Annotated in this window: 13 protein-coding genes; 12 read left to right on the forward strand and 1 reads right to left on the reverse strand. The window is 43.6% G+C overall.

All coding sequences use genetic code 11. The features are described 5' to 3' along the window. The 11 genes from rnpM (at window position 1) to NQ503_RS07405 (ending at window position 10,432) form a co-directional block, all read left to right on the forward strand. Window positions 1–282 (forward strand): RNase P modulator RnpM, encoded by a 282-nt coding sequence (gene rnpM, locus NQ503_RS07355; protein ID WP_005425089.1) that lies wholly within the window; start codon window positions 1–3, stop codon window positions 280–282. Further along, the gene (locus NQ503_RS07360; RefSeq protein ID WP_022388945.1) at window positions 266–583 is read left to right on the forward strand and encodes a L7Ae/L30e/S12e/Gadd45 family ribosomal protein; all 318 of its coding nucleotides are present in this window, start codon (window positions 266–268) and stop codon (window positions 581–583) included. The genes rnpM and NQ503_RS07360 overlap by 17 nt, the downstream gene beginning before the upstream one ends. Window positions 584–646: 63 nt before the next feature. Beyond that, a complete protein-coding gene (infB, locus tag NQ503_RS07365; RefSeq protein WP_330368424.1) occupies window positions 647–3,433 on the forward strand; it encodes a translation initiation factor IF-2 in 2,787 nt (928 codons plus the stop codon). A 31-nt stretch (window positions 3,434–3,464) separates the two neighbouring features. Then, window positions 3,465–3,848 (forward strand): 30S ribosome-binding factor RbfA, encoded by a 384-nt coding sequence (gene rbfA, locus NQ503_RS07370; protein WP_005425083.1) that lies wholly within the window; start codon window positions 3,465–3,467, stop codon window positions 3,846–3,848. 11 nt (window positions 3,849–3,859) lie between these two features. Then, entirely contained in the window at window positions 3,860–4,825 is a 966-nt protein-coding gene (locus NQ503_RS07375; protein ID WP_005425082.1) for a DHH family phosphoesterase, read from the forward strand. Then, window positions 4,825–5,709, forward strand: a complete 885-nt coding sequence (gene truB / locus NQ503_RS07380) for a tRNA pseudouridine(55) synthase TruB (protein ID WP_005425076.1) — start codon at window positions 4,825–4,827, stop codon at window positions 5,707–5,709. Before NQ503_RS07375 ends, truB begins: the two co-directional genes overlap by 1 nt. A gap of 40 nt (window positions 5,710–5,749) precedes the next feature. Further along, window positions 5,750–6,682 carry a bifunctional riboflavin kinase/FAD synthetase gene (locus NQ503_RS07385; protein ID WP_005425074.1) on the forward strand — a complete coding sequence of 311 codons (933 nt, stop codon included), beginning with the start codon at window positions 5,750–5,752 and terminating at the stop codon, window positions 6,680–6,682. Between the two features lie 133 nt (window positions 6,683–6,815). Beyond that, window positions 6,816–7,082: a 30S ribosomal protein S15 gene (gene rpsO, locus NQ503_RS07390; RefSeq protein WP_015542977.1), complete on the forward strand. Its 267-nt coding sequence runs from the start codon at window positions 6,816–6,818 to the stop codon at window positions 7,080–7,082. Between the two features lie 207 nt (window positions 7,083–7,289). Continuing rightward, window positions 7,290–9,383, forward strand: a complete 2,094-nt coding sequence (locus tag NQ503_RS07395) for a polyribonucleotide nucleotidyltransferase (protein ID WP_022388082.1) — start codon at window positions 7,290–7,292, stop codon at window positions 9,381–9,383. Window positions 9,384–9,385: 2 nt separating this feature from the next. Further along, the gene (nrdG, locus tag NQ503_RS07400) at window positions 9,386–9,880 is read left to right on the forward strand and encodes an anaerobic ribonucleoside-triphosphate reductase activating protein (RefSeq protein ID WP_005425071.1); all 495 of its coding nucleotides are present in this window, start codon (window positions 9,386–9,388) and stop codon (window positions 9,878–9,880) included. A gap of 33 nt (window positions 9,881–9,913) precedes the next feature. Continuing rightward, window positions 9,914–10,432 (forward strand): dCTP deaminase/dUTPase family protein, encoded by a 519-nt coding sequence (locus NQ503_RS07405; RefSeq protein ID WP_005425070.1) that lies wholly within the window; start codon window positions 9,914–9,916, stop codon window positions 10,430–10,432. A gap of 122 nt (window positions 10,433–10,554) precedes the next feature. Here NQ503_RS07405 and NQ503_RS07410 read toward each other — a convergent pair whose 3' ends face one another. Next, on the reverse strand, window positions 10,555–10,929 hold the full coding sequence (locus NQ503_RS07410; RefSeq protein WP_005425069.1) for a DUF1292 domain-containing protein: 375 nt from the start codon (window positions 10,927–10,929) through the stop codon (window positions 10,555–10,557). Between the two features lie 164 nt (window positions 10,930–11,093). Between NQ503_RS07410 and NQ503_RS07415 the strand changes: the two genes are divergently transcribed. Beyond that, window positions 11,094–11,852, forward strand: coding sequence for an exodeoxyribonuclease III (locus NQ503_RS07415; RefSeq protein WP_005425068.1), 759 nt, complete (start codon window positions 11,094–11,096; stop codon window positions 11,850–11,852). The last annotated feature ends 6 nt before the right edge of the window (window positions 11,853–11,858 follow it).

Consider the following 11,858-nt stretch of genomic DNA (forward strand, 5'->3'; position numbering starts at 1 on the left):
ATGAAGACAAAGAATAAAACACCTCTGCGCCAGTGTACCGGCTGCAGAGAAATGAAAAGTAAGAAAGAAATGATCCGTGTACTGAGAACTCCGGAGAATGAGATCGTGCTTGATGCAACAGGCAGAAAAAACGGAAGAGGTGCGTACGTATGTCTTTCCCAGGAATGTCTGGAAAAAGCCGTAAAAACCCGGGGACTGGAACGGTCACTGAAGACCGCAATACCGGATGAGGTCTATGAAGACCTGAAAAAGGAGTTAAACGATATTGAAAAACAACAATAAAGTTTTATCACTGCTGGGGCTTGCCACAAAAGCAGGTAAGATAGCCAGCGGAGAATTCTCCACAGAGAAATCTGTGAAGAGCGGAAAAGGTTTTCTGGTACTGGTTGCGGCAGACGCATCCGAAAATACAAAGAAAAAATTCCGTAATATGTGTGAGTTTTACGAAGTACCGGTATATTTCCTCGCGGATAAAGAGGAACTGGGAAAATTCTGCGGCAAGGAATTTCGTGCCAGTCTGGCGGTACAGGATGAGAACTTTGCGAAAGCAATGCTGAAAGAACTTGAGAAGATGGAACAGTAAATGTAAACAGTGTGATCCAGAATCAGCAAGATCCGAAGTCATTGACGTGAAGGAGGAATCAATGTGCCGAAGAGCAGAGAGCATGAACCTGCCAGAATAAAAGAACATTTATCACAAAGGGGAAAGGAGCAGATTACCAACGTGGATAATTCCAGAACAGATGAAAAAATGGTAACAACTAAACCGGAAGCAGAGAAGACAGAGGCTCCCAAAAAGAAAAAAAATATTATTCGTGTATATCACGCACAGAATGCAAGTGACGGTGGCAAAAACAGACCGAAACGTCCGGCATCAGATAAAAAACCGGCTGCAAGACCGCAGCAGAAACCACAGGCTGTAAAACCGGCTGAACCGGTACAGCAGAAACCGGCTGCAGAAGCAGCACCAAAGAAACCGCAGGCAGCGGCACCGTCTGAGACTCCGGAGACAAAGAAACCGACAGAGATCAGACAGGCAGCACCGGTACAGAACAATTCTGCAAGACCGCAAAGACAGGAACAGTCCGGTTACAATAATAACAGAGGACAGAACCGCCAGAATAATCGTGACGGAAGAGATTCAGGCCGTGACAATCGTGGTGGAGATAACAGAGGAAACCGTGATTTCCGTGGCGGAGAAAAAAGATTTTCTGATCGCAATGGAAATAATGGACAGGGTCGTCCGAATCGTGACGGAAATCGTCCGGCCAGACCACAGGGTGAAGGTCGTCCGGCACGTCAGGGTGATGGAAATGGCCGTCCGATGAGAGGTCAGGGTGGACGCCCGCAGCAGGGTGGCCAGGGAAGACCAGGACAGGGCGGAAACGGAAGACCGGATAACAGAGGTGAAGGACGCTTTGGCGGAAACAACCGTGGCGGACAGAGAAATGGCGGCGGAAGAAGAGAGAATGACGCTGTATTTACACCAGAACTGACAAAAACATCCAAAGACAGCAAGAGAGAGCGTGACAGAGAGAATAAGAACAAAAAGAAAGACTTTGAGAAATCCGGTGCAGGTCATAACAGACCGAACCAGGGTGGAAGAAGAAATCTTTCTAGAATTCCGAAAGCTCTTCAGAAACCGACTCCTCAGCCAAAACAGGAAGAGAAGAAACCAGAAGTAAAAGAAATCACACTTCCGGAGAAAATGACAATCCGTGAGCTCGCAGAAGCTATGAAGATGCAGCCGTCTGTAATCGTTAAAAAACTGTTCCTGGAAGGAACTATGGTAACGGTAAACCATGAGATCGACTTTGAAAAAGCACAGGAGATCGCACTGGATTATGATATTATCGTAGAGCCGGAAGAGAAAGTAGACGTTATCGAAGAACTTCTGAAAGAAGACGAAGAAGATGAAGCGGATATGGTTTCGAGACCGCCGGTAGTCTGTGTCATGGGTCACGTTGACCATGGTAAAACATCTCTTCTGGATGCAATCCGTGATACACATGTAACCAGAGGGGAAGCAGGTGGAATCACACAGCACATTGGTGCATCTGTAGTTGAGATCAATGGACAGAAGATCACATTCCTGGATACACCGGGACATGAAGCATTTACTGCAATGCGTATGCGTGGTGCAAACTCCACAGATATCGCAGTACTTGTTGTTGCAGCAGATGATGGTGTTATGCCACAGACTGTTGAGGCAATCAGCCATGCGAAAGCAGCGGGTGTTGAGATCATTGTTGCAATCAACAAGATCGATAAACCAAGTGCAAATGTGGAAAGAGTAAAACAGGAACTTTCCGAATATGAACTGATTCCGGAAGACTGGGGTGGAAGTACTATTTTTGTACCGGTATCTGCCCATACAGGAGAGGGAATCGATACACTGCTTGAAATGATCCTTCTTTCTGCAGAGGTACTGGAACTCAAGGCAAATCCGAATCGTGCGGCAAGAGGTCTTGTTATTGAGGCTCAGCTTGATAAAGGTAAGGGACCGGTTGCCACAATTCTTGTACAGAAAGGTACACTTCATGTAGGCGACTTTATTGCAGCAGGCGCATGCAGTGGTAAAGTGCGTGCAATGATGGATGACAGAGGCAGACGTGTCAAAGAAGCAGGTCCTTCTACACCGGTTGAGATCCTTGGCCTCAGTGATGTTCCGAATGCAGGTGAGATCCTGATGGCATTCCCGAGCGATAAGGAAGCCAAGAGCTTTGCAGCTACATTCGTTACTGAAAACAAGAAACATCTGCTTGAAGAAACAAAAGGCAAACTTTCTCTGGATAACCTGTTTGATCAGATCCAGGCAAGTGACCTCAAAGAGCTTCCGATCATCGTTAAAGCAGACGTACAGGGTTCTGTCGAGGCTGTTAAACAGAGTCTGACCAAGCTGTCCAATGAAGAAGTTGTTGTTCGTGTGATCCACGGCGGTGTTGGAGCTGTCAATGAGTCTGATGTATCTCTGGCAGCTACATCCAATGCGATCATTATCGGATTCAATGTTCGTCCGGATGCTATGGCAAAACAGCTGGCTGATCAGGAGGGCGTAGATCTTCGTCTTTACAAAGTTATTTATCAGGCAATCGAAGATGTGGAAGCTGCTATGAAAGGTATGCTTGATCCGGTATACGAGGAAAAAGTTATCGGCCATGCAGAGGTTCGTCAGCTGTTCAAAGCTTCAGGTGTCGGTACAATTGCAGGAAGTTATGTTCTGGATGGTATTTTCCAGAGAAACTGCAAGGTACGTATTACACGTGAAGGCGAGCAGGTATTCGAAGGTGAACTTGCTTCTCTGAAGCGCTTCAAGGATGATGTTAAAGAAGTAAAAGCAGGATACGAATGTGGTCTTGTATTTGACGGATTCAACGATGTGAAAGAAGAAGATAAAGTAGAAGCTTATATCATGGTAGAAGTGCCAAGGTAATTGGAAATACCGAGATAGGAGTGAATCATAAATGAGAAAAAACAGTATTAAGAATACAAGGATCAATGGTGAGGTTCAGAAAGAACTCAGTACGATCATCAGAAATGAAGTCAAAGATCCTCGCATTCATCCAATGACTTCAGTCATGGCTGTGGAAGTTGCGCCTGATCTTAAGACCTGCAAGGCATTTATCAGTGTCCTGGGCAACAAAGAAGCAAAGGACGCAACGATCCAGGGCCTGAATAAGGCAGAGGGATATATCAGAAGACAACTTGCAAAAAATCTCAATCTGAGAAATACACCGGAGATACGTTTCATTCTTGATGAATCGATTGAGTATGGTGTGAATATGTCAAAACTGATTGATGATGTTGCCAGAAGAGATGCTTCTTTAGGGAAGACTGAGGAAGAGTAAGAGGTGTGTTCATGAAAAATATAGCAGAAGTACTGGAAGGTGTGAAAACTGTCGGAATCGGTGGACATATCCGTCCGGATGGCGACTGTGTCGGCTCCTGTATGGCTCTGTATCTGTATATCAGAAAATATTTTCCGGATATTGATGTGAATGTTTATCTGGACCATCCGAAGCCGATCTTCGGACATATTGAATCTATCGATGAAATAAAAACAGAAGTGGAAGAAGAAAGAATCTTCGATCTTTTTATTACCTGTGATGTAAGTGCCAGAGACCGTCTGGCACTTGCTGACAATCTGTTTGAGCATGCAAAGAAAACAGTATGCATCGATCATCATGTGAGCAATTCGGGATTTGCAGATGTGAATCATATCCGTGGAGAGGTTAGCTCCTGCTGTGAAGTACTGTATGGAATTCTGGATCCGGATAAAGTGGATCTTGCGGTTGCAACGGCTGTTTATACAGGAATGATCCATGATACAGGCGTTTTTCAGTATTCTTCTACATCACCGGAAACCATGAGGATTGCAGGAGAACTGATGAAGACGGGAATTCCGTTCAGCAGGATCATAGATGAATCTTTTTATCAGAAAACATATATCCAGAATCAGGTTATGGGAAGAGTTCTTGCAGAAAGTATTCTTCTTCAGAACGGTACATGCATCATCGGATATCTTCGAAAGAAAGATATGGATTTTTATGGCGTGACAGGAAGCGATCTGGATGGCATTGTCAGTCAGCTCCGACTTACCCGAGGCGTGGAAGTAGCAATCTTTATTTATGAGCTGGAGACACAGTCATTCAAAGTATCCCTTCGCTCCAATGGCAGGGTAGATGTGAGCAAGGTGGCAGTCTTCTTTGGAGGCGGTGGACACACCAGAGCAGCGGGCTGTGACCTGCAGGGCTCTATGTATGATGTGATCAATAATATTACAGCAGAAATTGAAAAACAGCTGACAGAAGAGGAGAACGCATAATGGATGGCGTATTGAATATCCGTAAGGAAAAAGGATATACTTCTTTTGATGTTGTTGCAAAACTCCGTGGAATCCTTCATATGAAGAAAATCGGACATACCGGGACACTGGATCCGGAAGCAGAAGGTGTGCTTCCGGTCGTTCTCGGAAAGGCAACGAAGCTGGTTGATCTTCTGACGGAAAAACAGAAAACATACGAGGCACTTCTTCATCTGGGGCTGGAAACAGATACCCAGGATATGACAGGAACGGTTCTTGAAGAAAAGCCTGTCGAAGTAACAGAAGAAGAGGTACGTACGGTGATCAGGAGTTTCCTGGGGGAACAGCAGCAGATTCCACCGATGTATTCTGCTCTGAAAGTAGACGGGAAGAAACTCTATGAACTGGCCCGTGAAGGTAAGACAGTAGAGCGAAAGCCGCGTGCTGTACAGTTTTATGAGATTGAGATTAAAAAGATAGAGCTTCCATATGTGCGATTTTCTGTGACCTGTAGTAAGGGAACATATATCCGTACATTATGTCATGACATCGGACAGAAACTCGGATGTGGCGGCTGTATGGAAGAATTGCTCCGCACCAGATCCGGGAATTTTGTCTGGGAAGATAGTATGACACTTGCGCAGGTTGAGGAAGCGGTAAGAAATGGTACAATTGGAGACCGGGTGATCAGTATCGGGCAGGCCCTGAAGGATTATCCGGAAATTTTTTGTACACGGGAAGGCGACCGCCTTCTGGAAAATGGAAATGCGCTTGCTGAGAGATTTGTCAGAGGAGAGCACAAAGAAGGCTGGGTGCGTATGTGTGACAGCCAGGGTGGATTCAAGGGAATTTACCAGTGGGATGAGGTGAAAAAACGCTATCAGCCACAGAAAATGTTTTTATAGGCTCCGGGTGAGCTATAAAAGTCAGGAGTAACAGCACAATATGGAATACGTAAAGATTGAAGGACAGTTTCCAAAGTTCAGCCACTGTGCGGTAACACTTGGAAAATTCGATGGAATCCATCGTGGTCACAGGAAACTGATTCAGACGATCCTGAACAGAAAAAAAGAATATGGAGAACTGGCAGTGGTCATGGCGTTTGTTTCCGACAGACAGACGATCCTTACTTCAGAAGAACGTCGTATACTTCTGGAAAAAATGGGCGTGGACATACTGTTGGAATGTCCTCTGAATGATCAGATAAAGCATATGAAAGCAGATGTTTTTATCCGACAGATACTCAAAGGGGATCTTCAGGCTTCCTGTGTGGTTGTGGGAGAAGATTTCCGTTTTGGTCATGAGCGCAAGGGATCTCCGGAGCTTCTGGAAAAATATGGAGAAAAATACGATTACGAAACAATTGTGATTGCAAAAGAAATGGAAGGCAACCGTAAGATCAGCAGTACTTATATCCGTGAAGAACTGAAAAAAGGAAATATGGAAAAGATTGCAGATCTTCTGGGAAGTCCGTTTTTCACGGCAGGGGTCATTGAACATGGAAGAGGAATGGGGCATCGGGATTTTTTTCCAACAGCGAATATCATTCCACCGAAGTCGAAGCTGATGCCTCCGAATGGGGTCTATGTGACAGTATCGCATCTTGAGGATGGAGATTATCCGGGAATCACGAATGTGGGATATAAACCAACAGTCGGAGAGAATTTCCTTGGAGTAGAAACAAATCTGTTTGACTGTGATCTGGATCTTTATGGGCAGAAATGTAGAGTTGATTTTTATAAATATATTCGTCCGGAACAGAAGTTCACTTCTTTTGAGGCTCTGAAGGCACAGATCCGCAGAGATATTGAGTCCGGAAAGAACTGGTTTCAGGAAGAAAAAGAGCTGGTAAAAACTTTATCATTTGGCAAAAAATAGTTGTTTACAATGCTGCATGTTTTATGCTATACTAGTCGAGGTGTAATTCAGCCCATATTCAGAGATTGGAATCTCCAACCGTTTCTTAATATGTGGCGGTTCATTAATTATTATATTTAAGGAGGAAATCACAATGATTTCAAAAGAAAAAAAACAGGCGATCATGAAAGAATATGCAAGATGCGAGGGTGACACAGGATCACCGGAAGTACAGGTTGCAGTTCTTACAGCAAGAATTCAGGAACTGACAGAGCATTTACAGACACATCACAAAGATCATCATTCCAGACGTGGTCTGCTGAAAATGGTTGGTCAGAGACGTGGACTTCTGGCATACCTGAAGAAAACAGACATCGAAAGATACCGTGCACTGATTGAAAAATTAGGTTTAAGAAAATAATTAGTATGCGGACGGGGCGGATAACCATCCGCCCCATTTTTACATGTTGCAGTTTTATAGGTTTATAGCGACAGGAAAAAAGAAGTTATTTCCGAGACTACTGAAAAGTCCATTGATTGCAATGGCTTTTTCAGTTGTTTCGGGCTTCTGAATGACCTGGTTGCTGTGAACAGTAATAATCAACACAGAATTTAAAGGAGAAAAAATATGTACAAAAGTTATTCTATGGAATTAGCCGGCAGAACACTGACTGTAGATATTGGTCGTGTTGCAAAGCAGGCAAATGGTGCAGCCCTGATGCATTATGGTGACACAACTGTACTTTCCACAGCAACAGCATCCAAAGAGCCAAGAGAAGGAATCGATTTCTTCCCCCTGAGCGTTGAATACGAAGAAAAAATGTATGCCGTAGGCAAAATCCCGGGAGGATTCAACAAGAGAGAAGGAAAGGCAAGTGAGCATGCAATCCTGACTTCCCGTGTTATTGACCGTCCGATGCGTCCTCTGTTCCCGAAGGATTACAGAAATGATGTAACTCTGGTCAACATGGTTATGTCTGTAGATCCGGAATGCAATCCGGAGATTCCGGCTATGCTTGGTTCCTCTATTGCAACCTGCATTTCTGATATTCCGTTTGACGGACCGTGTGCAACTACACAGGTAGGTCTGATCGACGGTGAATTCGTTATCAACCCGTCTCTGGCTCAGAAAGAACTTTCTGATCTTCAGCTGACAGTTGCTTCCACAAGAGAAAAAGTCATCATGATCGAAGCCGGTGCAAATGAAGTTCCGGAAGATACTATGATTGAAGCAATCTATAAGGCACATGATGTAAACCAGGAGATCATCCGTTTTATCGACAAGATCGTAGCTGAATGTGGTAAAGAAAAACATCTGTATGCTTCCTGTGCAGTTCCGGAAGAACTGTTTGAAGCAATTAAGAAGATTGTGCCTCCGGAAGAAATGGAAGAAGCTGTTTTTACAGATGACAAGCAGACAAGAGAAGAAAATATCCGTGAGATCACAGCAAGACTTCAGGATGCATTTGCAGATAATGAAGAATGGCTGGCTGTTCTTGGCGAAGCCGTATATCAGTATCAGAAGAAGACTGTTCGTAAGATGATCCTTAAAGATCACAAACGTCCGGATGGACGTCAGATCACGCAGATTCGTCCGCTGGCTGCAGAAGTTGATATCATCCCAAGAGTACATGGCTCTGCCATGTTTACACGTGGACAGACTCAGATCTGCACAATGACAACTCTGGCTCCTCTTTCTGAGGCTCAGAGAATTGACGGACTTGATGAGTTTGAAACATCCAAGAGATATATGCATCATTACAACTTCCCGTCTTATTCTGTAGGTGAGACAAAACCATCCAGAGGACCGGGACGTCGTGAGATCGGTCATGGTGCACTTGCAGAGAGAGCTCTTGTTCCAGTACTTCCGTCAGCAGAAGAGTTCCCATATGCGATCCGTACAGTATCTGAGACTTTTGAATCCAATGGTTCCACTTCTCAGGCAAGTATCTGTGCATCTACGATGTCTCTGATGGCAGCAGGTGTGCCGATCCGTAAACCGGTAGCAGGTATTTCCTGTGGTCTGGTAACAGGCGCTACAGATGATGACTACATCGTTCTGACAGATATTCAGGGCCTGGAAGATTTCTTTGGAGATATGGACTTTAAGGTTGCAGGTACACATGATGGTATCACTGCAATTCAGATGGATATCAAGATTCATGGTCTGACAAGACAGATCGTAGAAGAAGCTATCCGCAGAACAAAAGAAGCAAGAGAATATATTCTTACAGAAGTTATGGAGAAATGCATTGCAGCTCCTCGTGATCATGTCAACAAATATGCGCCGAAGATCGTACAGATTCAGATCGACCCTCAGAAAATCGGTGATGTAGTCGGACAGAGAGGAAAAACGATCAATGCAATCATCGAACGTACAGGTGTTCAGATCGACATCACAGATGAAGGTGCAGTATCTATCTGTGGCGTTGACCAGCATGGTATGGATGAAGCAAAGAAAATGATCAAAACAATTGCAACTGATTTTGAAGCAGGACAGATCTTTGAAGGTACAGTTGTCAGCATTAAAGAATTTGGTGCATTTGTTGAGTTTGCTCCTGGCAAAGAAGGAATGGTTCATATTTCCAAGATCAGTGATCACAGAATCAATCGTGTAGAAGATGTTCTGACGCTTGGCGATAAGGTAAAAGTTATCTGCATGGGTAAAGACAAGATGGGAAGAATGAGCTTCAGTATTAAGGATGTACCGGAAGAAGTATAACTATGAGATATCATAATATAACCAAGGATGATATGCTGAACGGAGACGGACTTCGGGTAGTACTCTGGGTTGCCGGCTGCAATCACTGCTGTCGGGAATGCCAGAATCCGATCACCTGGGATCCAAACGGAGGCCTTCCGTTTACGGAAGCAGAAGAAGCAGAGATCTTTACAGAACTGGATAAGGATTATATCGGCGGCATCACTTTTTCGGGAGGTGATCCGCTGCATCCATCCAATATTTCTACGGTTACTGCTTTCGCAAAAAAAATTCGTGAGAAATATCCAAATAAGACGATCTGGCTGTATACAGGTTCCTTATGGGAAGAAATCTGTAATGAAGAGATTGTACAGTATTTGGATGTCTGTGTGGACGGTGAATTTCAGATTGATAAAAGAGATACTTCTCTTCGCTGGAAGGGCTCATCCAATCAGCGTGTGATAGATGTTCCTTCTACACTTCGTGAAGGCAAAGTCGTTCTGCATTGTGATAATTAAAGAGCAGGAACAGGCGAATAAACAGGAGGCAGCATGAAACGAATTGCAAAATTTCATAAAGTAAGTCCGGAGCAGTTTGCAAAGGACTGGAAAGATACATTCCCGGCAGCGGATGATAAAGAAATACAGGACACTTATGAGAAAATTTCTCTTCCTGTAAGGGCAACAGCCGGAAGTGCAGGATATGATTTCTTTGCACCTGCGGATATTGTACTGAATCCGGGTGAAACAGCCAAGATTCCAACGGGAGTCCGTGTGGAAATGGAGCAGGACTGGGTATTGAAATGCTACCCGAGAAGTGGACTGGGATTTAAATTCCGTCTGCAGCTGAATAACACAGTAGGTATCATTGACAGTGATTATTTTTATTCTGATAATGAAGGTCATATCTTTGCGAAGATTACCAATGACAGTAATGAAGGTAAAACTGTGAATATTCAGGCCGGAACAGGTTTTATGCAGGGAATTTTTGTTGAGTATGGTATTACTGTAGATGATGAAGCTACCGGAATCCGTAATGGCGGATTTGGAAGTACTACCGAGAAAAAATAAGAATTAGTAATTGTTATAGAGATAAAATAAGCAAAATGAAATGGAGATTCAGGCCGATATGGCTTAAATCTCCATTTTGTTTTGCTTATTTTGCAGAAAAATTTGATTGTTTATGGAAATCTTTATTCCAGAGGTTCTCCGGCGGCTTCTGCCTTACGTGCATTGTCAAGAACAACGTCAAAAGCCTCTGCAGCTTTTGCATATTCATCATCACTTTCGATGTTGGCAAGAATTGGATCTCCTGTTTCTGTACGGGAGAATTTATAAAGATATACCTCTCCACTCTGATTCTGGCCATTTTCGTCCAGCGGCAACAGCGCAATGTATTCCTGCTTTTCTACTGGAAATACGGTCAGAATTGCACATTCGATCTCAGTGTCATCGTCCAGCGTCAGTGTAATGGTGTTGTGACTTTCCGGAGAAGTGTTTCCGCAGTCCAGTCCGCAGGAAGCACAGTCGCTGGGTGCACAGGTTCCGTTTTTGAATTCATCACTCATTTGATAATCCTCACTTTGTATTCGTTGTCATTCCATTTTAACAGATAATAGCAGTGAATACAACGAAAAAGCTCGAAAATAAAAAAATGTGTTTAAACTGATTCATGAATCATGTATAATAGAAATATCAGACATTTGATCGATTTGAAGGAGTAAATGAGACAATGAAATGTATTTCATGGAATGTAAATGGAATCAGAGCCTGTATCACAAAAGGATTTGAAGATAGATTTAGAGAACTGGATGCGGACATTTTCTGCCTTCAGGAGACGAAATGCCAGCAGGGTCAGGTGGAACTGGAACTTCCGGGCTATCATCAGTACTGGAATTATGCAAACAGACGTGGCTATTCAGGAACTGCGGTATTTACAAAGAAAGAGCCGATCTCTGTGAAAAATGGTATCGGAATTGAAGAACATGATAAGGAAGGACGTGTGATCACACTGGAATTTAAGGAGTTTTATTTTGTAACTGTGTATACTCCAAATTCTCAGAGTGAATTAAGACGTCTGGAGTACCGTATGGAATGGGAAAGGGATTTTCTTGCATATCTTCTGAAATTACAGGAGAGCAAGCCGGTGATCTGTTGTGGTGATCTGAATGTGGCACATGAGGAGATTGATTTAAAAAATCCAAAAACAAACCGAAAGAATGCCGGATTTACAGACGAGGAACGTGCATGTTTTACAAAAGTGCTTGAGAGTGGATTTATAGATACATTCCGCTACTTTTATCCGGATAAAGAGGGAATTTATTCCTGGTGGTCCTATCGGTTTAAAGCACGTGAAAAGAATGCCGGATGGAGGATTGATTATTTTATAACTTCTCCATCTTTGAAAGAAAAGCTGCAGGGAGCAGCAATTCACACGGAAATCATGGGATCAGACCATTGTCCGATCGAATTGGATATTGATTTGAAGTAAATACAA

The organism is Blautia obeum ATCC 29174, assembly GCF_025147765.1.
GTDB lineage: Bacteria > Bacillota > Clostridia > Lachnospirales > Lachnospiraceae > Blautia_A > Blautia_A obeum.